20 protein-coding genes are annotated in these 24685 nt (G+C 44.1%); 9 read left to right on the top strand and 11 right to left on the bottom strand.

What is annotated here, in order from left to right; all coding sequences use genetic code 11:
• Positions 1–121: 121 nt before the first annotated feature.
• Both nirD and nirB read right to left on the bottom strand, forming a co-directional pair.
• Complete coding sequence (gene nirD / locus A3763_RS03040) at positions 122–448, bottom strand: nitrite reductase small subunit NirD (protein ID WP_068510303.1); 327 nt, start codon at positions 446–448, stop codon at positions 122–124.
• Between the two features lie 30 nt (positions 449–478).
• Entirely contained in the window at positions 479–3013 is a 2535-nt protein-coding gene (nirB, locus tag A3763_RS03035; RefSeq protein WP_068510301.1) for a nitrite reductase large subunit NirB, read from the bottom strand.
• 426 nt (positions 3014–3439) lie between these two features.
• Here nirB and A3763_RS03030 point away from each other — a divergent pair, with 426 nt between their 5' ends.
• The 4 genes from A3763_RS03030 to A3763_RS03015 all read left to right on the top strand — a co-directional run bounded on the left by A3763_RS03030 (position 3440) and on the right by A3763_RS03015 (position 7291).
• Positions 3440–5179 carry a bifunctional protein-serine/threonine kinase/phosphatase gene (locus tag A3763_RS03030; RefSeq protein ID WP_068510299.1) on the top strand — a complete coding sequence of 580 codons (1740 nt, stop codon included), beginning with the start codon at positions 3440–3442 and terminating at the stop codon, positions 5177–5179.
• A gap of 113 nt (positions 5180–5292) precedes the next feature.
• Positions 5293–6276: an arsenosugar biosynthesis radical SAM (seleno)protein ArsS gene (gene arsS, locus A3763_RS03025; protein ID WP_068510297.1), complete on the top strand. Its 984-nt coding sequence runs from the start codon at positions 5293–5295 to the stop codon at positions 6274–6276.
• Positions 6260–6973: a TIGR04283 family arsenosugar biosynthesis glycosyltransferase gene (locus A3763_RS03020; RefSeq protein ID WP_231872082.1), complete on the top strand. Its 714-nt coding sequence runs from the start codon at positions 6260–6262 to the stop codon at positions 6971–6973. The genes arsS and A3763_RS03020 overlap by 17 nt, the downstream gene beginning before the upstream one ends.
• A 117-nt stretch (positions 6974–7090) precedes the next feature.
• Complete coding sequence (locus tag A3763_RS03015; RefSeq protein WP_068510295.1) at positions 7091–7291, top strand: DUF2788 domain-containing protein; 201 nt, start codon at positions 7091–7093, stop codon at positions 7289–7291.
• A gap of 30 nt (positions 7292–7321) precedes the next feature.
• Here the strand turns inward: A3763_RS03015 and A3763_RS03010 are convergent, their stop codons facing one another.
• Positions 7322–8239 carry a LysR family transcriptional regulator gene (locus A3763_RS03010; RefSeq protein ID WP_068510294.1) on the bottom strand — a complete coding sequence of 306 codons (918 nt, stop codon included), beginning with the start codon at positions 8237–8239 and terminating at the stop codon, positions 7322–7324.
• Between the two features lie 154 nt (positions 8240–8393).
• Here A3763_RS03010 and leuC point away from each other — a divergent pair, with 154 nt between their 5' ends.
• The 4 genes from leuC to A3763_RS02990 all read left to right on the top strand — a co-directional run bounded on the left by leuC (position 8394) and on the right by A3763_RS02990 (position 13014).
• Positions 8394–9815, top strand: a complete 1422-nt coding sequence (gene leuC, locus A3763_RS03005) for a 3-isopropylmalate dehydratase large subunit (RefSeq protein WP_068510293.1) — start codon at positions 8394–8396, stop codon at positions 9813–9815.
• A 5-nt stretch (positions 9816–9820) separates the two neighbouring features.
• Complete coding sequence (leuD, locus tag A3763_RS03000; RefSeq protein ID WP_068510291.1) at positions 9821–10471, top strand: 3-isopropylmalate dehydratase small subunit; 651 nt, start codon at positions 9821–9823, stop codon at positions 10469–10471.
• Positions 10472–10507: 36 nt separating this feature from the next.
• Complete coding sequence (asd, locus tag A3763_RS02995) at positions 10508–11620, top strand: aspartate-semialdehyde dehydrogenase (RefSeq protein ID WP_068510289.1); 1113 nt, start codon at positions 10508–10510, stop codon at positions 11618–11620.
• A 206-nt stretch (positions 11621–11826) separates the two neighbouring features.
• On the top strand, positions 11827–13014 hold the full coding sequence (locus A3763_RS02990; protein WP_068510286.1) for a PilT/PilU family type 4a pilus ATPase: 1188 nt from the start codon (positions 11827–11829) through the stop codon (positions 13012–13014).
• 623 nt (positions 13015–13637) lie between these two features.
• Here A3763_RS02990 and A3763_RS02985 read toward each other — a convergent pair.
• From A3763_RS02985 to A3763_RS02950, 8 genes are all read right to left on the bottom strand, one after another.
• Complete coding sequence (locus tag A3763_RS02985; RefSeq protein WP_068510284.1) at positions 13638–15464, bottom strand: diguanylate cyclase; 1827 nt, start codon at positions 15462–15464, stop codon at positions 13638–13640.
• A gap of 250 nt (positions 15465–15714) precedes the next feature.
• A complete protein-coding gene (locus A3763_RS02980; protein WP_068510282.1) occupies positions 15715–16299 on the bottom strand; it encodes a hypothetical protein in 585 nt (194 codons plus the stop codon).
• Between the two features lie 84 nt (positions 16300–16383).
• The gene (locus tag A3763_RS02975; protein WP_197470110.1) at positions 16384–18252 is read right to left on the bottom strand and encodes an extracellular solute-binding protein; all 1869 of its coding nucleotides are present in this window, start codon (positions 18250–18252) and stop codon (positions 16384–16386) included.
• A 126-nt stretch (positions 18253–18378) separates the two neighbouring features.
• Positions 18379–19260, bottom strand: a complete 882-nt coding sequence (gene mmsB, locus A3763_RS02970) for a 3-hydroxyisobutyrate dehydrogenase (RefSeq protein WP_068510281.1) — start codon at positions 19258–19260, stop codon at positions 18379–18381.
• Positions 19261–19323: 63 nt separating this feature from the next.
• Positions 19324–20478 carry an enoyl-CoA hydratase/isomerase family protein gene (locus A3763_RS02965; RefSeq protein ID WP_068510278.1) on the bottom strand — a complete coding sequence of 385 codons (1155 nt, stop codon included), beginning with the start codon at positions 20476–20478 and terminating at the stop codon, positions 19324–19326.
• Complete coding sequence (locus A3763_RS02960) at positions 20479–21279, bottom strand: enoyl-CoA hydratase (protein ID WP_068510276.1); 801 nt, start codon at positions 21277–21279, stop codon at positions 20479–20481.
• Positions 21280–21335: 56 nt separating this feature from the next.
• Positions 21336–22496, bottom strand: a complete 1161-nt coding sequence (locus tag A3763_RS02955) for an acyl-CoA dehydrogenase family protein (protein WP_068510274.1) — start codon at positions 22494–22496, stop codon at positions 21336–21338.
• Positions 22497–22535: 39 nt separating this feature from the next.
• Positions 22536–24026 (bottom strand): CoA-acylating methylmalonate-semialdehyde dehydrogenase, encoded by a 1491-nt coding sequence (locus A3763_RS02950; RefSeq protein ID WP_068510271.1) that lies wholly within the window; start codon positions 24024–24026, stop codon positions 22536–22538.
• Between the two features lie 180 nt (positions 24027–24206).
• Between A3763_RS02950 and A3763_RS02945 the strand changes: the two genes are divergently transcribed.
• A partial coding sequence (locus A3763_RS02945; protein ID WP_197482717.1) for an AraC family ligand binding domain-containing protein occupies positions 24207–24685 on the top strand: 479 nt, incomplete at its 3' end.

Below are 24685 nucleotides of genomic sequence, written 5' to 3'. Positions count from 1 at the left end.
CCCTTTCGGGGCTAAACCTTGCGACATACAAGGGAAAGAATGTATGGGGTGGGAAGACTGTTTTACGACCTCGTGAGTCCAGCCAACACACCCCGCTTGATAGAACTTTTTTGCTTGCTGCCTAGGCTAGCAAGACCGAATCGCCTTCGAGTTTAACTGGGTAAACAGTTACAGATTTGTCTTCTTCCTCAAGGCATTCGCCTGTCTTAAGGTCAAAGTGCTGTTTGTATAGGGGAGAAGCAACCACGTACTTGCCGGTTAAATCTCCAACAATCCCGCGAGAAAGAACATTTGCCTTACCGCATGGGTCCCAGTTAGATATTGCGAAAATCTTTTCTTCGCTGCTCGGTATGTAGAAGATCGCAACTTGCTCATCGTTTACTAGCGCGCATACGCCTGAATTTTCTACAAGATCGTACTTCGTACAGATAACTTCATTAAGTGCCATTTTGATTTTCTCCTATCTGTGAGTACTGGATTAAGCTGACTTAGCGATTAATTTTGATTTTTCGTCTTCGCTAGCAGGTCTTACTTGACCACGCTCTTCAACGAAAACAACGTTACTATCTTCTTTATCAGAGTTAACAAATTGACGGAAGCGACGTAGTTTTGTTTCGTCTTCGACCGTAGTTTTCCATTCACACTGATAAGTATCGACAACGCTTTGCATCTGAGCTTCAAGTTCAGCTGCAATACCAAGGCTGTCTTCAATAATAACCTCACGAAGGTATTCGATACCGCCTTCAAGGTTGTCCATCCATACAGATGTTCTTTGTAAGCGGTCTGCTGTTTTGATGTAGAACATCAAGAAGCGATCAATATATTTAACTAGCGTTTCGGTACTGATATCGGTCGCAAACAGATCAGCATGTCGTGGCTTCATGCCGCCGTTTCCACAAAGGTAGAGGTTCCAGCCGTTTTCAGTTGCAATGATGCCAACATCTTTACTTTGCGCTTCTGCACACTCACGAGTACAGCCGGATACTGCCATTTTTAGCTTGTGCGGAGTACGCAAACCTTTGTATCGGTTTTCGATATCGATTGCTTGACCCACGCTATCCTGAACTCCGTAACGACACCAAGTTGATCCGACGCACGACTTAACGGTACGTAAGGACTTACCGTAGGCGTGACCCGTTTCAAGGCCTGCTGCAATTAGTTCACCCCAAATAGTGGGTAGGTCATTAAGTTTAGCGCCAAATAAGTCTATACGCTGCCCGCCCGTAATCTTTGTATAAAGTTTGTACTTTTGGCCTACTTGACCGATAGCGATCAGTTGCTCAGGCGTAATCTCACCACCTGGTACACGTGGGACAACTGAATAGGTGCCATCTTTTTGCATGTTTGCAAGAAAGGTATCGTTGGTATCCTGCAGGCCTGTATGTTGCTCTTCTAGAATGTAATCATTCCAGCTAGCTGCAAGCATATTTGCTACCGCAGGCTTACAAATATCACAACCAAGGCCGGTACCGTGTTTTTCTACCAGTTCGCCAAATGACATGATACTACCGACACGAATTAAGTGATATAGCTCTTCACGCGTATGAGGGAAGTGTTCACAAATGCTTTTATCAACCGTAACGCCGCGCGCTTCAAGCTCAGTATCAACAACATCCTTAAGAAGTGCTGCGCAACCGCCACAACCGCTAGCTGCTTTGGTTTCACCTTTTACATCACCTACGCTGCAACAACCGGAATCAAGAGCGTTAATAATGTCGCCTTTACTAACGTTTAGGCATGAACAGATTGTTGCTTCCATTGGTAGTGCTGAAGCACCTAGCGCAGGACCACCCCCTTCAACATTCGGTAGAATCATTCCTTCAGGGTTTTCGGGAAGCTCGATACCGTTCAGGTAGTATTGAAGAAGTGTGTCGTAATCTGAACAGTCGCCAACTAGTACTGCACCTAACAGTGTATTGCCGTCTTCAGATACGATGATTCGCTTATAGATCTCTGAGTTTTCGTTACTGTAGACGTAAGCGATTGAGCCGGGCGTTTTACCATGGGCATCGCCAATTGAGCCGACGTCAACACCCAGAAGCTTCAGCTTCGTGCTCATGTCTGAGCCAGTAAACGAAGGTTTTTCGTCGTCGTCGGAGAATTGCTGAACAGCAACTTCTGCCATTCTATAACCGGGCGCAACCAGTCCGTAGATCATGTTGCCATATAGAGCACATTCACCTATAGCAAAAATGTCCGAGTCAGAGGTTCGGCAGTGGTAATCGACAACGATACCGCCACGCTCACCAACTTCTAACCCGGTTTTACGTGCTAACTGATCATAGGGGCGAATGCCTGCAGAAAATACGATCATGTCAGTATCAAGATGCGTGTCATCTGCGAAGTTCATTCGCAGTTTTGTGTTATCACCTTTGTTATCGATAAGCGTAGTCGCTTTTTGGGTATGTACTTGAACACCAAGCGCTTCGATCTTACGGCGAAGCATCTTGCTGCCGCCATCATCTAGCTGAACACCCATTAAGCCGGGAGCAAACTCAACAACGTGAGTTTCAAGCCCTAGATTTTGAAGTGCGTTTGCACACTCAAGACCAAGCAGACCACCACCTACAACTACACCAATTTTTGAGGTCTGGGCATGTGATTTAATTTCACCCAAGTCATCAATTGTTCTGTAGGTTAGGCATTCTTTGCTTTCAGAACCTTTGATAGGTGGTACAAAAGGATAAGAACCAGTTGCCAATACTAGCTTGTCATAATCGAAGCGTCGCCCGCTTTCAGTGATAACAATTTTGTTTTTACGGTCTATATCTGTAACGGCATCACCAAAAATCGCATCAACACCATTATCTTTGTAGAATTCGCGGGTTGTTAGTGCTAGATCTTTTGGCTCTTTGCCAGAGAACACTTCAGAGAGATGTACCCGATCGTAGGCTGGTCGCGTTTCGGCGCCTAGTACTGTAATGTGTGCTCCAATTTCGGATGCAATCATTTGGTCAACGAAGTGATGACCCACCATGCCGTTACCGACTACAACAACTCTACTATTCTTCATTCTATGGCCTCGTATGTCTGAGAATCTGCGCATACGCTGTGCTTATTTACTAGTGAAAAGCTTTAGCGTTACTCAATGCTTGTTTACGCAATTATCTGTAATTAAGCATGAGCTATGCCAAGTATCGAAATAATTTCATAGGGTATTGAAATAAAAAGGAAAAAAATTCTTAAGTTCGTGTTTTATAGCCAGGTTTTGAGCGTTTGAGAAAAAACGCGTGCTTTAAAGTGGTGCAGCTAAAAAATGCTGTTTTCCGCCTTGGTTGATAATGGTGCATGACTATGCGCTGAGTTCAATCCTAAGGCAGTATATTGCGTTCGTTTTTACATATGCCGTTGAAAATTAAGATTTTAATCTAAAGGGGGTGTTATTTTGCTACTTATTGACGCAATAATACCCATAATAAATAAGTGAGTGAAATATCAGATGCATCTAGAAAGCGGGCTTCGTACAAGTGCAGGGCAAATATCAGTAAAGGGCTTAAAGCACCAAAATGAAGATTCTGTCGGAATATACGTCCCGAAAGAGCCTCTATTAACTGTAAAGGGAATGGTTGCTATTGTTGCAGATGGAGTCAGTAGTGCAGAGGCGGGCAAGGAGGCAAGCGAAACCTGCGTTAAGAACTTTATCTCCGACTTCTTCAGTACACCTGACTCCTGGACAGTTAAAAACTCAGCTCAAAAAGTATTAACGGCTTTGAATCGTTGGTTATATGGGCAGGGGGTTGGTTATCTTCAGGCTGAGCATGGCTATATCAGTACAATGTCGACCTTGGTTATCAAGTCGCGTGTCGCGCATATATTTCATATCGGCGATAGCCGAGTGTACCGCCTTCGGGGAAATAACTTTGAGCAGCTCACGCATGACCATTCCGCCAGAGTAAGTAAGGATTCCACTTATCTTACTCGTGCAATGGGAATGGATTTAATGCTTGATGTCGACTATTACTCGGAGGATGTCGAATCTGGTGATATCTTTTTTCTGAGTACCGACGGTATTCATGATTTTATCAACGATAAACGTATAAAAGAAGTCATTGCTAAGGCGGTTGATTGCAAGTCGGATGAATTTACCGGGCTTTGTGAGAGTTTGGTTGATATTGCACTCGAAAACGGCTCCGATGATAACTTGAGTTGCCAGATTGTCAGAGTCGATGCTTTGCCTTGTCCAAATGCCGAAGATGCCTACGTAAAGCTTTCAGACTTACCCTTCCCACCAGAGCTTTCCCCTGGAATGTCTATTGACGGCTACCATGTGATAAAAGAGCTACATGCCAGTAATCGATCACAAGTATATTTGGTAAAAGATCATAACACTGACAAGTTACATGCTATGAAAACGCCTTCAGTGAATTATGATGATGATTTGGCGTACAAAGAGCGATTTGTATTGGAACCCTGGGTAGCTGGCCGTATTAACAGTAAGTACGTAGTAAATATTCATGAAAGTGAAAGAGGGCAAAAGTTCCTTTATTACGTTTGTGATTATGTTGAGGGCCAAACGCTAGCTGAGTGGATGAAAGCAAATCCAAAGCCCGGTATCGAAAGAGTTATGTCGATAATTCATCAGGTAGTGAAGGGTGTTCGTGCTATGCATCGTAAAGAGACTTTGCATCAGGATATTAAACCAGAAAATATAATGGTCGATGACGAGGGTAAGGTAACGATTATAGATTTTGGTTCCTGCTTTATTGCGGGTGTTGCTGAAATAGAATCACCCTTTGAACGTGAGCAAGTACTGGGAACTGACACCTATGGTGCGCCAGAGTATAAGCTGGGACGAAAAGCTTCTTTAAAGTCCGACATGTTTTCAATTGCTGTTGTTCTCTACGAAATGCTGACGGGACAACAGCCTTATGGCGAAAAATTTGAGACCAGTCAGTCTACCAATGAATTTTATCGACTAAAATATCAGCCAGCTCGAGAGTTTAACCCAATGGTTCCCGAATGGATGGATGGTGCGATCGAAAAAGCTTTACAGATTTCTACAGAACTTCGATATGATGCCTTGTCAGAATTTATTTATGATCTCGAACATCCTAATTCGGAGTTTATGGATAAGGCCCATATACCACTTGCAAAAAGAAATCCGCTGCGGTTTTGGCAAAGCATCACTGCAATCATGTTTGTTGTAGAATTGGCCACACTCTGGCTTTGGCTGGGGTAATGCTTTTTAGGCATCCTTTGCCCGCATTTTTATAGAATTAATACGATTGATATGGAACCTATGGCGCGGATTGTAGTCCTAAGAGATCATATCAATACAAAAACAGGATCTTTATGTTAGATAGCCGCCCTTTATTGGTCGAAACGCAGTTCCCTTCGCTTAAGCGAAATAGGCTAGAAACTTTACAGGTAAATCTGGGATACCTATGTAACCTTAGTTGTACGCACTGTCATGTTAATGCAGGGCCGACCCGTAAAGAGCTAATGAACAAATCAAATATCGACTTGGTATTGGCTTTGTTGAAAGAAAAAGACATTTCACAGCTGGACTTAACGGGCGGCGCACCGGAAATGAACCCTTATTTTCGTTACTTGGTCGAAGAAGCAAGGTCACTGGGAGTGCATGTTATTGATCGCTGCAATTTGACGATTCTGCAAGAACCTGGCTATGAAGACCTTGCTGAGTTTCTGGCTGCTAACGAGGTGGAAGTTGTCGCGTCTCTACCTTGTTACACGAAAGATAATGTCGACCAACAAAGAGGGAAAGGTGTTTTCGAAGATAGCATCAAGAGCTTAAAGCTCCTAAACAAACTAGGTTATGGAGTCGAAGGGAGCGGCTTGACCTTGAGTTTAGTTTATAATCCTGGTGGTCCGTTCCTACCTCCTCCTCAGCAACAGCTAGAGCAGGATTATAAAAAAGAGCTCTATGAAAATTTCGATATTCTCTTTGACCAACTTTTCACAATAACGAATATGCCTATTTCTCGCTTTGGGAGCGTGCTTTTGTCCAAGGGCGAATTTCATAACTATATGGATCTATTGAAAGAGTCGTATGCAAAGGAAAACCTTACCTCGGTAATGTGTCGCAGCTTGATAAGTATTGACTGGCAGGGCCATGTGTTTGATTGTGATTTCAATCAGATGCTTGATATGCCAATGCTTAGACTGGAGGGAGGATTGATAGCATCTGATAAAAATAGAATGCATCTAAGCGATATTTTAGGGCAGGCTATAGAAGGTTCTACGATAGTTGTGGCAGACCACTGCTATGGTTGCACTGCAGGACAGGGGAGTAGCTGCGGTGGCGCACTCGATTGACCTGAGTATTATTGTTCCCGTATTTAATGAAGCTGAAAATATTGAGCGTTTATTACGCAAGCTCAACACTCTCACTAGTAAGCGCTGCGAAGTGCTGCTGGTCGATGGCGGTAGTACTGATGGTAGTGGCGAGATAATTTCTTCACTTATAAGTGAGCTAGATATGGATGCTCATTTAATTCGCTCAAAGTGTGGGCGTTCCGCACAACAGAATGCTGGTGCAGAGTTAGCTCAAGGGCGTCTTCTTCTGTTTTTGCATGCAGATACGGTATTACCAAGTAAAGCTATTAACATGCTACATGGCGCAATCTCATCCGAACCCGTTTGGGGGCGCTTTGATATTCAGCTCGATAACTCTGCCGCGATATTTAAGGTAATCTCTTGGTTCATCAATATTCGCTCACGGCTTACAGGTATAGCTACTGGAGATCAGGCGATATTTGTTAGCGCCTGCCTTTTTCGGAAAGTAGGCGGCTTTCCAGATCAGCCTTTAATGGAAGATATAGAGTTAAGCAAACGCTTAAAGCGTTCTGCTCCGCCCTTATGCCTAAAAGATCAGGCCATTACTTCAGCACGCAAGTGGGAAAAAGAAGGGGCAGTAAAAACCGTATTATTGATGTGGAGGCTACGTGCGGCATACTTTCTTGGTGCAAAACCTGAGCAGCTTCACCGCCAGTATTATAAAACCAGAGCCTAATCTAGTCTGAATACTCTAACTTATTAAATTAACATTAGTTTTCTTGAACGAAACAGCTAAGAGCAAGTAGAATCGCGCGCTTTGTTTCGCACAGTATTAATGTTAAGAGGTAAAGTCATGAGTGTTGAGCAGTTTGAGTCTATTTCGTTATATGTTCTGGTCACTGCGCTAATTCTTTATATGGGATATATTGTTTGGGACTTGGCTAAACGCTCAAATGCCGGTAAATTCGGTACATTTATCCTGTTCTTTGCGCTTGGTTTGGGGGTATTTGGTTTTGTTGCGAAAACAGTTATTGTTGAGATGATGAATCTCTAACGGTGCGATTGCCTCGGTACGTTAACCAATTTAAGTTTTTTGTACTGATACCTGCCGTCCCCAAATGGATTCAGCCACTTCAATAAAGGCTTTTGCAGCGTTGCTCATACTCTTTTTTCTGAAACTCACGGCGCCAAGATTTCTGGTCAATTCTGATTCGGTGCCGTAGCTATTCGAAAGATCGATCGGTAATACTTTCAGCTCTTCATCAATCATCGTGTTTGGCAGCACGCTCCAACCCATGCCTACTCCGGCCATCATCTTCATGGTTTCTAGATAGTTCGTTGGAATGCTCGCGTTTAGCATTAATTTCGATTGATGAAACATAGCTTCGACGACGCGGTAAGTGAGCGTGGATCGTGAGGGCAGAATTGCGTTGTGCTTTGCAAGGTCAGGGGGTGTTACGCTTGTTAAGCTGGCAAGCTCATGATGTTGGCTACAAATAAAGCTCATAGGGTCGTCCCAAGAAAGGTGACATATATAGTCATCACTTAATTGGTCCGGGATGGTAATAAAAGCAATATCAGCCTGATTATCACCCAATATCGGATAGGCGCTTTCAGAATCAAGGAAATTAAGCTTAAGGTCAACTTCAGGATAGCGCTTACTGAATTCCTTTAAGATTAAGGGAAGTCGGTGTAGGCCTATATGATGACTGGCAACAATTCTTAGTTCACCCTCTACATTGTGAGACAAATTCTTGATTGCATGCTTTGCGTTATCAATTTCATGCAGGATGGACAGAGCGTGTGGATACAGCGCTTCGCCAGCCTCGGTTAACAGGAGGTCGCGCTGCAAACGCTCAATGAGTTTGCACGAAAGTTGACGTTCTAGTCCCTGAATTCTCTTTGTGATGGCGGGCTGAGTAATTGATAGACGTTCGGCTGCTTTTGAAAATGAGCGCTCTTTGTAAACTGTCACAAATGCTAATAAAGAATCTATATCCATTTTGTACCTTTCCTTAACAGGTATTCCAAATTGGAATCAATAATATAACAAATATGAATTTGTTTTATTTGATCTGGGATAATATTATTAGTGCACGCTTGATATCAAGTATCAGGCATCAAATTTTAGGCCTTAAGCAACACTGGAGTACGTTATGGCTGGTAGAACGCTATATGACAAATTGTGGGATTCCCACTTGGTTAAGCAGCGTGAAGATGGTTCTTCACTAATCTATATCGATAGACAACTTCTGCACGAAGTAACGTCACCGCAGGCTTTTGAAGGCTTACGTCTGGCTGGTCGTCCTTTATGGCGAACTGATGCTAATATCGCGACACCTGATCATAACGTCCCGACAACTGACAGAACTGGCGGAATTGAATCTATTACCGATGAAGTTTCACGTATCCAGGTACAAACCTTGGATGACAACTGCGAAGCTTTCGACGTGCTTGAATTCAAAATGTTAGACAAGCGCCAGGGCATTGTGCACGTAATAGGCCCAGAGCAGGGCGCTACCTTGCCGGGCATGACGGTTGTTTGTGGTGATTCCCATACCTCTACCCATGGCGCATTCGGTGCCTTGGCTCACGGTATTGGCACCTCTGAAGTTGAGCATGTTATGGCCTCCCAGACCCTTGTTCAGAAGAAGATGAAGAACATGCTTGTACGTGTGAACGGTTCAGTTGGCGAAGGTATCACAGGTAAAGATATCGTTTTGGCTATTATTGGCAAAATTGGTACGGCTGGCGGAACAGGTTGTGCAATCGAATTTGCAGGTAAAGCAATTGAAGAGCTATCTATGGAAGGTCGTATGACCGTTTGCAACATGGCTATTGAGGCCGGTGCACGAGTAGGTGTGATCGCAGTAGATCAAACCACCATAGAATATGTCAAAGGCCGTTCATTCGCGCCAAAAGGCGAGATGTGGGACGCCGCAGTCGAAAACTGGAAAGACTTGCACAGTGATGACGATGCTGTCTTTGATCAGGTTGTCGAGCTAGAGGGCTCTGAAATCAAACCTCAAGTTACCTGGGGAACCTCTCCTGAAATGGTGCTTCCGGTAGATAACAATGTGCCTAACCCTGACAACGCTAGTGATGCAGTTGAGAAAGAGGGCATCGAGAAAGCGCTTAAGTACATGGGCTTGGAAGCAGATATGCCTATTACTGACATTAAGCTGGACAGAGTATTTATTGGTTCTTGTACTAACTCAAGAATTGAAGATATTAGAGCGGCAGCAGAAGTGGTCAAGGGGCGCAAGGTTGCAGACTCTTTAACGCAGGCGCTGATTGTTCCAGGCTCTGGCTTGGTCAAGGAGCAAGCTGAGCAAGAAGGGCTGGATAAGATTTTCTTAGAAGCCGGTTTTGAATGGCGTGAACCGGGTTGCTCAATGTGCTTGGCAATGAATGCAGACAAGTTGGGTGAAGGCGAGCATTGCGCTTCAACTTCAAACCGTAATTTCGAAGGTCGCCAAGGCTTTGGTGGTCGTACGCATTTGGTTAGCCCTGCCATGGCCGCTGCGGCTGCCATAGCCGGTCACTTTGTTGATGTACGTGAATTTATTAAGGGGTAAAAGCGATGAAAAAGTTTACACAAGTTAAAGGTATCGTTGCTCCGATTGATCGTGCCAATGTCGATACCGATATGATTATGCCAAAGCAGTTCCTTAAGTCGATCAAGCGCACGGGCTTTGGTATTAACTTATTTGATGAGTTGCGCTATTTGGATGAAGGCTATCCTGGGCAAGACTGTTCAAAGCGCCCATTGAATATGGACTTTTCGCTTAACCAGGCGCGCTATCAGGGGTCAAATATTCTTATTGCACGTCAAAACTTTGGTTGTGGTTCATCTCGTGAACATGCGCCTTGGGCGCTTGATGATTATGGCTTTCGTGCTGTTATCGCGCCGAGCTTTGCGGATATTTTCTTCAACAACTGCTTCAAGAACGGTATTTTACCGATCGTTCTGAGTGAAGAAGATGTTGACGTAATCTTCAACGAATTATTCGCAAACGAAGGTTATGAACTAAGTATTGATTTAGAGCAACAAACCGTGACTTCACCGAGTGGTAAAGTATACAGCTTCGAAGTCGATGACTTCCGTAAGCACTGTTTGTTAAACGGTTTGGATGATATTGGCGTAACGCTAGAAAACGTCGAAGCAATCAAGGCTTATGAAGAGAAAAGAAAAGCTGAAGCACCTTGGTTATTTGTAGATTTTGAGCGATAAAACAGACTTATTGGATTATTTAAAAGAGTTTTCAAGATGAAAAAATTAGGACTTGTTGGTTGGCGAGGCATGGTAGGCTCCGTGCTAATGCAGCGCATGAAAGAAGAAAACGACTTCTCATTGGTTGAGCCTATTTTCTTCACAACCTCACAGGCTGGCCAAGATGCGCCAGATGTTGGTCAAAGTGAGAAAAAGCTTAAGAGCGCAACCGACATTGCTGAATTATCAGCAATGGATGTCATCATTACTTGTCAGGGTGGTGATTATACCAAAGAGGTATTTCAGCCACTGAGAGACTCAGGCTGGGACGGCTACTGGATTGACGCAGCTTCTGCGCTTCGTATGGATGATCAAGCGATTATCGTGCTCGATCCTGTTAACCGTGACGTGATCGATAAAGGCCTGGCATCAGGCGTTAAGAACTACGTTGGCGGAAACTGTACGGTCAGCTTAATGCTGATTGCGCTAGGTGGTTTGTTTGCTGAAGACTTGATTGAGTGGGTTTCACCCATGACTTATCAAGCAGCTTCAGGTTCTGGTGCCAAGCATATGCGTGAACTAATCTCGCAGATGGGTGATATTCATAATACTGTAATTAATCCACTATCAGACCCTGCAAGCGCAATCCTTGATATCGACAAAGCGGTCGCTGAAAGGCTGCGTTCTGATGAGTTTCCAAAAGACCAATTCGGTGTGCCGCTTGCGGGTAGCCTGATTCCTTGGATCGATACCCAGCTACCTTCAGGGCAAAGCAGGGAGGAGTGGAAAGCTGGCGCCGAGACAAACAAAATACTAGGCATTGAAGACACACCGATCCCTATTGACGGCCTGTGCGTGCGTATTGGCGCAATGCGTTGTCATAGCCAGGCCTTAACGATCAAGCTGAAGAAAGATATTTCAGTGGAAGAGATTGAGCAAAAATTAGCGAAGGCGAACGACTGGGTTAAGGTTATTCCGAATGATCGTGAGCAAACGATTAATGAGCTTACACCTACTGAAGTAACTGGTACGCTAAGCATTCCTGTTGGTCGTATTCGTAAGCTTACAATGGGGCCGGAGTATATTTCAGCGTTTACTGTAGGTGATCAGCTACTATGGGGTGCTGCTGAACCTCTAAGAAGAATGTTACGCATCTTGTTAGAACAGTAGTTAGCTCTGATTGAGCCATATTTTCAGTTTTACATAAACAATATGGCTCAATTCTTCCTCCCTTCTTGTACTACCTCTCATACTTCACGTTTTTACCGCTCAAGTATCCATCAAATCATTTCAAGCTGGCGAAACCCACACATATAGTCTATTTCTTATTGTCTAGATTTCTTTACTCTCTTGATCTGACGAATAGGATATTCTCGATGAAATTTGAAAAATACTTAACTGTGCTAGCACGTAATGACGGTTCTGATTTGTATTTAAGTACCGGCGCGCCGCCTTGCGCAAAGTTTCACGGAAAGTTAAAACCGCTAGAGCAAGAGCCTTTACAGCCTGGGGTAATACAAGATATTGCATATAGCGTGATGGATAGCGAACAAACAAAGGAATTTGAGCAAGAGCTAGAAATGAACCTAGCCTATACAATTTCCGGTGTTGGTCGCTTCCGTATCAATATATTCAAACAGCGAAACGAGATTTCAATCGTTGCACGTAATATCGTCACAGAGATTCCAAAGGCTGATGACCTGGGTTTACCGCAAGTATTAAAAGAGGTCGTAATGGCTAAACGTGGCCTAGTGTTATTTGTTGGTGGTACAGGTTCGGGCAAATCTACCTCTCTCGCAGCACTCATAGATCACCGTAACTCGAACGCAGGTGGTCACATTATCACTATCGAGGACCCTGTAGAGTTCGTCCATAAACATAAGAAGAGTGTAATAAACCAACGTGAAGTCGGGGTTGATACCCGAAGCTATAGAGCCGCGCTTAAGAATACTCTGCGTCAGGCGCCGGATGTTATTCTAATTGGTGAGATCAGGGACAGAGAGACGATGGAGCACGCGCTAGCCTTTGCTGAAACTGGCCATCTCTGTATTTCTACGCTCCACGCTAACAACGCAAACCAGGCGCTCGACCGAATTATCAACTTCTTCCCTGAAGACCGACGTATTCAGCTACTCAATGATTTAGCACTGAATATGCGTGCATTTATTTCTCAACGTCTAATACCAACAGTAGATGGAAAGCGTGCGGCGGCCATTGAGATTCTCTTAGGAACGCCAACTATCAGCGAATTAATCTTGCGTGGAGAGATTGAAGGCATAAAGGAAATTATGGAAAAATCCCAAGGTTTAGGGATGCAAACATTCGATACCGCTTTATTCAATCTACACAAAGCAGGCAAAATATCTCTTGAAGAAGCTATTAAGAACGCTGACTCTGCTAATAACCTTCGCTTGAAGATCAAGCTAAATGACTCGAATGGTGGAGAAGGGGATTCAAGTGAACCGTCTAAAGACACCATGGTCACGTCCAGCGCTTTGGAATTAAGCCTTGAAGAAATTAAGAAGGACGAACCCGAGGATGATTTTCCTTCGCCTTCATTTTAATGGTCCGAACTCGGCCTATAGTTTTAAAATAGCGTTTAGGCCCAGCGTGACAGGGTTGCTTAGGCATGAATGTCCGCATTTAATACTCAGACAACTCTAATAGGGTGCGCCATGCGCACCGCTGAACCCTGTGGCTCAAACAAACATAAATTGAGGTAACCCCCTAACCAGTAAGCAGAGCCTTCCACGGCTCGCAAGCGGGCTAGCACGGAGCAGAGTCATACTGATGGTGGAACCTTCTGGCAGCGAAGGGCACAATCTTCGCCGGTGCGCGCGGCGCACCCTATCAAGATAGAGATTATTCAGCCAAACCTGCATGTGGTGGACTAACGAAAAGAACACAGAGTGCTACCTTTCTCGAAGCCTGCTATCTTCACCTTCCTGCCTCTGACATAAGCCCAAGTTTATACTAGCAGTCACGACATTGCGGACATGGATATGAGTGAATGTTACTCTGACCCCAATATTTATGACCCCAATATTTAGAATGATGTTTAGGCTATTTTTACCTGATTGAGCTCATCGCAAAGTAAAAGCCCAGGCACGTTTTTAGACGACATGGCGAAAGGGGCGGGTTATAGTTCCTACTCTCCTAAGTACATATCTGTAATAACTAATCTTTATTATTGCTGATGCTTCGTTTGATAGCTTTCCACACGGTTTCGGCCATTTCGTTTTGCAGAATAAAGCGCATTATCTGCATTTTCCAAGAGATGCTTAGCTGTATCTGTTTTTTCAGGTATCGTAGAATAAACACCGATACTTACGGTGACAGCTTGATCAAAACCCTCAGCTTCAATGACATGCTGATCGATACGTTTTCGAATTCGCTCAGCGACAACGATTCCTCCCTCTAGCCCCGTTTGAGGTAACACGATGCAAAACTCTTCTCCGCCATATCGAGCGGCTAGGTCGGTAGGAAAGCGCAATTGTGTTGAGAGCTCAGTAGCAACGGCCTGTATACAAATATCACCAACCAAATGGCCAAAGTTGTCGTTTACAGCTTTAAAATGATCGATATCAATGAGTAGTATTGAAACGGGGTGCTGGTATCGTCTTGCTCGGATGATCTCCTGATCAACATATTGATCAAGATAACGGCGATTCTTAATGCCGGTTAGTTGGTCAGTGTCGCTAAGCTCTTTTAGGCGTTGATTCGCTATTTCCAGCTCCTTGGTTCGTGCTGCGACATTTTCTTCTAATTCATCGTTCGCTTGTTTTTGAACTGCTAAAGCGTGCTCCTGAGCTTCAATCCTTCCAGAGCGTTCATGATTGATTCGCTGAGCAAGAGCAAAAGAAAGTAACATTGCTTCTAGCAAAGAACCGAGCTGAACTGATTGGTCAGTGATAATGTTTCTGGGAATGATTTGGAACTTACTGAGTGCTAATAAAATTCCACCGACTAACAGCCCTGTCCAGGATATGACATACAAACCAGCGGACTTTTGACCCACGTACCAAGCATATACGCCAACTGACAGTGCCCATAAGCAGCTAAAGGCAGCATAGGGTATAAGAAAAACAATTGAATAATTGTAGGGAAACCATAGGTAACAGAGCATAGCTGCCAAACAAATAGCCGACAAAACATTTGCCTGTAGGGACAGCTGGTTTTTTAGTTCGCTAAGTTTTAGGAAGTACTTAGCAAAAAGTACTGCGAAAAGTAGAACGCCATTCAGGAATATGACCGTGGACGTATCGTTCCAGGAAGTGCTTTCCGGCCACAAATATTGAAAAGACCAACCGTTCAAACTGGCCAAGAACATTAACATGCTACAAATATAGCTGACATAAATTAGATACACTTTGTCTCGAAGGGTCAGATATACCAAGAGGTTGTAGATGGCGATTACTAGTATGCCTCCCATATACACGCCATGAACGAGATTGGTTGCGCTATCTGCTTGTCGGTGAGCTTCAGGGCGCCATAACTTAATGGGGACTTGCAGTGAACTTGAGGATTTGGCTCTAACGTAAACCCTTATGTTTTGTGACGAAGGCAGGTCAAGGGGGAGTATAAATAAGCGGTGCTTAAGTGGGCGCTCCGAAAAACTAAGTTTGTCTCCCATAAAGTGTTTTTCGATTATTTGATTTTTTGCAACTAGATAGACATCTAGATAATCGAGAACAGGGTAATCAAATTCTAGGTAAAACTGGCTGTCGCTTCCAATATTTATTACGTCAAATTTAAGCCACCAGTCTGAATTACTATACCCCCGGTTAAATATTTGCTGGGTACTGGTTTGCCATCGGGGTTCGTTACTCAATATTGATTCGATAGTCTGCTCAGCGTTAGGTGCTTCTATGTACTGGATGCCTTGCCCAATAGGGGTATGTGAACTGGAAGTTGTTCCAACTTCAAAAGTAGCGTGAGATGCACTACATAAACCCAATAAAAAGAGAGTGGTGAGAAGTAACAGTACTGAATTTGATGGCAGGCACTTAGACATAAGATAAATATAGTCTGGGTGTCCATATTTAACAACCTGGATAGCTATTTTTTAATAGCGGATAATGCGTTTGTCGAACGAATTGATTATTTAATCTTCCTCTCACTGACTTATAAGTGACGATGGCAGGCTGTTAGATAAGTAGCGATTTTTACAGTTGATCGTTGCTTACTAGCACGATAAGGGAATAAATGAATACTGCATATAAATGATTGCCTCATTGCTTAAATAAGGCAATCAGTTCTATCAACTACATGTTATTTTGCTTCTTGAACTCTGTAATCAATTCAAGCGGCTTGTGCTTTTTGTTTGTCTTGTTTAGCACATAGACAACAGTCTCGCCTTTTGGTCCTGAACCGATTTCTGTGAAACGATAAGGTGCTTCGCCTACTTTTCGAACGCTATTCATATCTTCTAGTGTGCTGAAGACGTAGATTCGGCCTTCCATGCGCATTTCACCATAGAATGGCTGGGCTGGCGCTACAGTGCCTTCAATCAGATCAATACTTGGAATACCTGAACGCTTCTTCTTATCTTCGCCTGTCAAAGCAAACTTTAGGGTTTCGCCTTTAGGGCCTGCACCGATGCGTGCAACCATGTAAGCAGTATGCCCAGTCTTAAGGAAAGATTGGTATAAGGCTTTATCATAGAAAAAGTAAATACGGCCATCGTGGTGTACTTCATATAATGCCGGTACCTTTACTGACATCTTTGTTTGCGTTTGCATTGTTTCAGACGCTGAAGTAGCTTCTTTTGTATCCGTGCTTGCGCACGCAGCTACACCAAGAGCCATAACCGTTGATAAGCCAAGTATACGTAGTTTCTGTGCGATCATTGCTTGATTCCCGTTTTGTGTGTGATACGACCAATACAGGATATTAAGTTTTTATGACAGGAATGTTACAGGAAATGGGAAACCCTAATCATTGCTTGTTTTACGCCACCAGTTCTCAACACCAAGCTTATAGGGCGGCTGAGTGCTTGGACGAGCAAATCGATCCCAATAGGCAAGACGGTGGTAGTTTAGGTGCCAGTTTGGAATGCTATAGTGTCTCCATAAGAGTACTCGGTCTAGCGCATTCATTGCGACTATCAGTTCTGCGCGGGTCCTGGCTCGCAATACATGGCCAAGCAGGTCGTCAACGACAGGGTCATTGATACCCGCATAATTTTGGCTGCCCTCGATATTAACCGTATCGGAATGAAAGTAGTCTCGTTGCTCGTAACTGGGGGCCTGACCCTGAGACAAAGAAACAGTCGTCATATCGTAATCAAATTGATCTAACCGTACTTTGTATTGAGCTGTATCGATTAGCCGTGGCTCTGCAGTAATACCGATTTTTTGTAAGTTCTTCACAAAAGGTAGAATAACGCGCTGGATTCCAGCCTGACGAATGAGTATTTCGAAGCTAAATACTTTTCCGCTGTTTGCATGCCTTAATTCACCATCCTTTAAAATCCAGCCAGCTTGTTTTAAAAGATTGAGTGCTCTGCGTTGTACTGTACGAATATTTCCATTGCCTTTAGTTTTGGGTAGGGAAAAGGCAGACTCAAATAGGGAAACAGGCAAATTTTTCTTATGAGGCAATAGTAGTTCAAGCTCCTCTTCACTAGGGAGGCCAGTAGCTTTGAATGCTGAATTAGGGTAGTAGCTTTGGTTTCGCTTATAAGCGCCATTAAAAAGGGCTTTGTTCGTCCACTCAAAGTCAAACATTAAGCTCAGTGCTTCTCTGACTTTTGGATCGGAAAATATCTTACGGCGGTTGTTAAAGAAAAAAGCCTGAGTGGTGCTGGGAATATCATGTTTAATTTCCGCTTTAATGACCTTACCTTCATTCAAGGCAGGGAAGTCGTAGGCCTTAGCCCAGTTTTTTGCGGTATAGTCGAAAAACAGATCAAAGCTATCAGACTTAAAGCCCTCAAATGCCACTGACTGATCGCGGTAAAAATCTATCACTACGGTATCGAAATTATATCTACCTTTATAGATATTTAATTCACCCTTAGGCAACTTAGTAAACCAAGCGTCTTTTACACGCTCTAACTTGATTGACTGGCCAACCTTTACGTCACCGACTCTATAAGGCCCGCTTAACAGTGGAATGGTTTGGGAGCTGCGTTCGAAATCTTTATCCACCCAGAAGTGCGCGGGTAATATCGGCATTTCACCAAATCGTAAGATATTTGCAGCTTGGTCGGCCTGATCGAACTCAACGCGCACTGTATCGGCGTCAATCGCTTTGACTTTGGTAACGGCGCGAAGGCTTTGTTTGAAACGCGGGTGCCCGATTTCTGTAAGGGTAGTATATGAAAACACAACATCTTCAGCGTCGACCGGGTGCCCGTCATGGAAGTGTGCTTCTGGCTGGATATCAAACTCGACCCAAGCATAATTCTGGGGGTAACGGATTTTAGCGGCCAACAGGGCATAGGCACTTTGTGGTTCATCGCCTGATGGTGAGTAGCTTCCGGTTCCTGCTAATAAAGTTTCATTTAGCTCTGTAAACCCATACATAAACATTCCCGGAGAATTGAAGGGGCTGGTTCCTTTTAAAATGTAAGGGTTTAGAGAATCAAAAGAACCGAAACCCATTAGACGCAGGTTCCCACCTTTGGCGGCGTTAGGATTGACATGGTCAAAATGAGAAAAGTCCTGCGGGTATTTAAGGTCGCCGTACAAAGCAAAGCCATGTGACTCGGTAATAATTTCGGCAGCAAGCGCCTTACCAGTAAAAAAGTGTAAAAACGCTATGATTAAAATAGTCTTATATTGAGGCGTAGAAAGCACGGTTAAAGCCTTAATGAAGAAACGATAAATTAACCTATTCCTATAAAAGAAATAGGCGCGCAGGCATAAGAGTTTATCTAAGGGAAAGGGCTTACAACAGTAGTAAGCTAATTTTTTTGTACTTACTTAAGAAAGAAGCTCAATAATACTCGAGAAGTCTTTTAATCCATCGCCTGAAGCTTGTTTTTTTTGATACATTTCATAGGCTGCATTACCGAGTGGCGTGTTACTTCCAGTACTTTGTGCGTTTAAGGCCGCCAAACCAAGATCTTTTGTCATTAGGTCGACCATAAAACCAGGCTGATAGTTATTCGATGCAGGGCTGGTCTCCATGACGCCAGGATAAGGGTTATACTTTTCTAAACTCCAGTTCTTTCCTGAGCTTGCGAGCATTATTTCAGAAAGTACTTTAGCATCCAAACCGTTATTTTCACCTAATTTCAATGCTTCACTTGTGCCAATCATATGAATAGCAAGGAGCATGTTATTACACATTTTAGCGACTTGCCCGGCTCCGTCAGTCCCTGCCAAAAATATATTGCTCCCCATGGCGCTAAGAACAGGTTTTGCTTTATCAAAATTGGTTTCTGAACCTCCACACATAAATGTCAGTGTTCCTGCGGCGGCGGCTGCGACGCCACCTGAAACAGGAGCATCAAGCATTGAAATACCTTTATCTTTTGCTGCGTTATGTACGCTAATAGCAGACTCCGCTTCGATCGTTGAGCAATCAATCACTAAGGTTTCTTTATCAATGATTGATAATAGTTTTTCGCCTTCAAGATAAAGCCCTAACACATGCCTACCTGCAGGCAGCATGGATATAAGGATAGTAGCGTCTTTGCACGCTTGTGATGCCGAGCTTGCGACATGCGCACCGAGTTGCTTCATCTCTTCTAGTGGAGTCTTGGCTAAATCATATACCCGCAGGTTGTAACCCGCTTTTACAAGATTTTTTGCCATGGGACGTCCCATGTTCCCTAGACCTATAAACGCGATCGTTGTCATTATTATTTTCCCAATCTTGGAAGGGGCAGAATAGCCCCCTTTGTTATTTATAAGAAGCTTTGCTTAAGCCAGTAGCCCATCTAAAGGGTTTTTATCCCAAGGCCTACTAAATAAAGACTCAATAACGGAACTTGGGATATGGGTATAGTGCGCGTATTCCCACTTAGGTGTTTTGTCTTTATCTATTAATAGCGCACGAACGCCCTCCGCAAAATCGGGATGACGGATCATGTTGGTCGCTAAAACCAGCTCGCTTGTAAAAGCGTTTTGTAAATCAGTATAACGATGGCGTTTTAACTGCTCATAAATCGCAACAAGAGATAACGGGGAGCCAGCAAGTAAAGTTTGCTTAGATTTGTTGAGAAAAGTGTTACTTTCATCAAAAGCTACGATTGCATCCGTAATTGAACATAAAGAGTTATGCTGGCACGCCTGCTCAAGCACTTGTAGGTTTAGCTTTATTTGCGAACTTTGAAGTTGTTTGCTTGTAAGCTCTAGTGCCTTTATAGCTTCTGTTACCAAGAGGTGGTTGTTATCATTTTCTTCTGAAAATTCAAGCTTGGATATTGCATGAATCAGCTTTTCGACATCATTTAACTCAATGGCAAAATCAGCTAAGCGGCAAAATAGTGTATCGGCTGCATTAATAGCTACGCCCGTTAACGCCAGAAAATATCCTAGATTATAGGGAACCTGATTAAGAAATTGTGTTCCACCTACATCAGGGAACAGACCAATAGTTATCTCGGGCATAGCCAGTTTAGTGGTGTCGGTGATAACTCGATGACTGGCGCCAGCGAGTAAACCTAAACCACCACCCATGACAAAGCCATGCCCAATACAAATGATCGGTTTGTAATAAGTATGAATAAGATAATTGAGTTGATATTCCTCAAAAAAGAACTGTTCTGCATCGATACAAGCACCGTCTTGTTGTGCTATCGCAGAGCGATAAAGTGCTTGGACATCGCCGCCAGCGCAAAAGGCTTTGCTGCCTTGCCCCTTTAAAATTACAGCTTGAATATCATCGTTACTTGCCCAATCTTTTAGTGACTGCGTGAGTAAACGGACCATTTGAAGCGATAGGGCGTTTAGCGTCTTTTCGGAGTTGAGTGTTAAAACTCCCACACTGCCATTTTTAGCAGCAAGTACTTCGACTAGCACTTCTTCGGACGCTGTTGTTTCGACAGTCTCAGTTGCTTGTGATGATTTATTCATTTACTTTTTCCACTCTGGAGAGCGTTTCTCGAGAAACGAATTAGTGCCTTCAAGTTGGTTGTCACCACCAATTAGATTAATGAATTCGGTGCGCTCATGCTGAAGTGAAAGCGATATGGCGTTTTCTCGAGCTGTACTTAAAAGCTTTTTACAGGCAAACAAAGCATCGGGGCTTTGCTTACTTGCAGACTGTGCATAGTTCATGGCGCTTGATAAGGCCTCGCCTTTCGGTACACTTTCTAGTGCTAATCCGGTTTGAACGGCTGTTTCGGCATCCATTCTCTGCCCGAGCAAGATCATTTTACTTGCCCACGCTTCGCCAATTAACCAACTCAACCGCTGTGTGCCACCAGCGCATGGTAAAAGACCAACACCTGCTTCAGGCAGTGCAACCTGAGCCTGTTCTTCGACGATACGGATATCACAGGCAAGTGCACACTCAAGACCTCCACCCATCGCGTAACCATTGATAGCCGCGATGGATACACCCTTAAAACTTGCAAGGGCTTCAAATGCTTCGCCAAAACGGTGTGCAACATCTTTTGAAAGTATCTTGTCGCCGCTACTAAACTGCTTAAGGTCTGCACCAGCAGAGAAAAACTTTTCGCCTTGCCCGTGTATGACTAAGGCACTTATTCCGCTCATTGCATTGAGTTTTACGATGACGCTTGAAAGCGCGCCAAGGCTTTCCAAGTCCCAGGTATTTGCAGGTGGATTGTTGATAGTAATTTTAGCAATATGACCATCGACAGTAACAATAATTTTGTCACTAGGGGAAATAGTCTGATTTTCTTGTGTCATAGCGGGTGTTCTTTCCTTTTTCAGAAGATTGGAATGCGCGAAGCTTGCCTACTAGCTTATCCGAGAAGCTGGAAGTTTTCATCAGATAACAAGGCTCTAGCAATGATTAAGCGCATTACTTCGTTAGTACCTTCGAGAATACGATGCACGCGCGTATCTCTAAAGTAACGTTCGATAGGGTATTCCTTGATATAGCCGTAACCACCGTGCAATTGTAGGGCTTCATCGCAAATCTTAAAACCGAGATCAGTCGCTAGGCGTTTAGCCATCGCGCAATGAACCGATTTATCGGCTGCACCTTGGTCGAGTTTAAATGCGGCTAGGCGGATCATCTGGCGAGAGGCTACAAGCTCTGTCAGCATATCAGACAGTTTGAACTGGGTGGCTTGAAAATCGGCAATCGTCTGATTGAATTGCTTGCGCTCCTTAACATAGCTAATACTCTGTCGCAGGCTCGCGCGCGCAGTACCGACTGAGCAGGCAGCAATATTGATTCGGCCGCCATCTAGGCCTTCCATCGCCAACTTGAAACCGTCACCTTCATGTGCCAAAAGGTTTTCTTTGGGTACGCGTACATTCTCAAAATGAATCAAGCGGGTCGGTTGATTGCTCCATCCGAGCTTTTCTTCTTTCTTACCAAAACTGATACCTTCACTTGTAGCGGGTATGGCAAGGCAAGTAATACCTTTTGGGCCTGCCTCGCCAGTTCTAAGCATTGTGACTAAAAGGTCAGTATCGCCAGCGCCGGATATGAAGGCTTTACAACCATTAACGATATAGTGATCGCCTTCGAGTTTTCCACTGGTCGTTAGTGAGGCAGCGTCAGACCCGGCTCCCGGTTCAGTCAGACAATAACTGACGAGTTTACGCCCTGATGCTAGCGCTTCTGACCACTGATCTACCAGAGACTTACGCCCATAGCGAGCGAGCATATTAAACGCCATATTATGGATGCTAATAAACGCAGCGGTAGAGGTGCAGCCGGACGCTAGTTCTTCCATAATAATGGAGCTGTCTAATCGCGACAGACCAATACCTTTATCAGCCTCTGGCACGTACATGGCCATAAACCCAAGTTTACCTGCTTCGACAAAGGCTTGCTTCGGGAACTCGCAGGCTGCGTCCCATATACTAGCCTGAGGTGCAAGTTCTGTCTCTGCGAAACGTTTTGCTGTTTCCTGGAAAGCGAGCTGATCTTCGTTTAAGTCGTAATTCATAAAATATAATACTTTAGGTGGCCTTATAAATTAATCTGTCTACTTTAAGCTAATCGACATGTTGGGTGCTTGCGCAGGAGATGATTTCCAGCTTGCTGTAATTGTTTTTGTCTCAGTATAAAAGCGGACTGCCTGCTTTCCGTAAGCATGTAAATCCCCCATAAACGAGCCTTTCCAACCAGTAAATGAAAAGAAAGGTAGCGGAACGGGAATGGGCAGGTTAATACCAACTTGACCAACTTCTATTTCGTGCTGATATTTTCGTGCACTAACGCCAGATTGGGTAAATATTGAGGTACCGTTGCCGTAGGGGTTACTGTTAACCAAATTGATTGCATCTTCAAGCGTTTCAACGTTCATGCATGACACAACTGGCCCGAAAATTTCTTCCTGGTATATGTCCATCTCAGTCGAAACGCCGGTGAAGAGTGTAGGGCCTAACCAGTTGCCATTAGGGTAACCTTCTACAACAATGTTTCGACCATCTATCAAGCAGTTAGCACCTTGATCTATTCCTTTTTGAATCAAGCCTGAAACACGCTCTACAGCCTGAGGACTAATCAAAGGCCCATAAGCTGAATCAGGTGAGTCCCAAGTGCCGGGCTTAACCGCTTTTAGGCGTTCAGCGAGCTCATCTGCCCAGACGATTGTTTCGCCAACAAAAACAATCACGCTAATTGCCATGCAGCGTTGTCCGGCAGCGCCAACCGTAGCGCCGACTAATGCGTTCATGACGGTGTCTTTGTCGGCATCAGGTAGTACGACCATGTGATTTTTCGCACCGGCAAAGCATTGAGCACGCTTCATCTCGCGAGTGGTTGTTAGATACACATCTTTGGCAACAGGTACTGAACCAACAAATGAGGTCGCCAGAATATCAGGATGTTTAATAAGTTGGTGAACCTGGTCTTTGCCACCATGAATCATTTGCACCAGACCTTTGGGTGCCCCGGCTTCCTGGAATAGCTCTAATAAACGAACAGTCGCTAAGGGAACTTGCTCAGAGGGCTTAAGGATCATGGCGTTTCCACAGGCTGTTGCCATAGGGAACATCCAAAGCGGAATCATTGCCGGAAAGTTAAACGGGGTAATACCGAGCGTCACACCAAGCGGCTGGGTCAGGCTATAGGTATCTACGCCCTTAGCAACATTTTCGACAGTCTCACCCATTAACAGGGAAGGAATGTTGCAAGCATGCTCGACAACTTCAATACCGCGCCATACATCACCCATAGCATCTTCAATATTTTTACCCGTGTCTTTAGCAAGAATCTCGGCAATCTCACGCTGATGTTCCTTTAACAAATACTGGTAACGTAGCATCAAGCGAGCGCGCTCACTGACAGGGGTTTCTTTCCACTCTAAGAATGCGGCTTTGGCGCCTTCAACGGCGCGATCAATTTCGCCTTTCGTGGCGAATGAGACCTCTGCAAGTACCTCTTGTGTCGCGGGGTTAAGAACGTTTTGTTTTTGCACGCTTTCACTGTGAACAAATTCGCCATTGATTAAGAGTGGAACTTGATGAGGCATGATTGGAGTCCTTATTATTCTTTATGCAGTATTTAGAATGCTAATGAAGGTCGTAGACGAGTAAAACTTATATTTCTAATGTTTTATATTTGATAGCCACTCTACTAACAATTATGCATAGAGTCATTGACTAAATTGCGATCGATATGGATTATATTGCTTTTTGACTGAGTGTTATATATGAGCGAACCCTCTAACTGGCCTCTGTCGGATAGGCAGGCAACGCGAATTCGTGTGCCAAAGCATATTCTGCAACAGCTCGCGCTTCATCCAATAGCTCGCCAAATCTTTGCTTCGTCGATTGGTTATTACCCCAGCGCAGCAAAGCATGAGATGGAGAGAATTGCGCATGACGACTATATTCTTATTTATTGTGCTGAAGGGCAGGGTTATCTAAGTACGAGTCACTACAAGGGGGAGATTCACCAAGGGGACCTGTTTATTTTACCGCCTGAAACAGCCCACCAATACCGCTCTGACCCTGAAACACCCTGGACAGTTTTCTGGTTTCATTTTCGTGGTGACCTTGCTGATAGTTATTACCGCTATTTATTTAAGGCATCTGATACCTCAGTTGTTAAAGCTCATGACGTTCAGACATTAGCTCGCTTTCGGGAGCTCATTGGTATTGCTCGCTCGAGTTTTACCCTGGATTCTTA

The sequence above is a fragment of the Oleiphilus sp. HI0128 genome (assembly GCF_001635365.1).
This window is presented reverse-complemented; position numbering and strand designations above follow the sequence as displayed.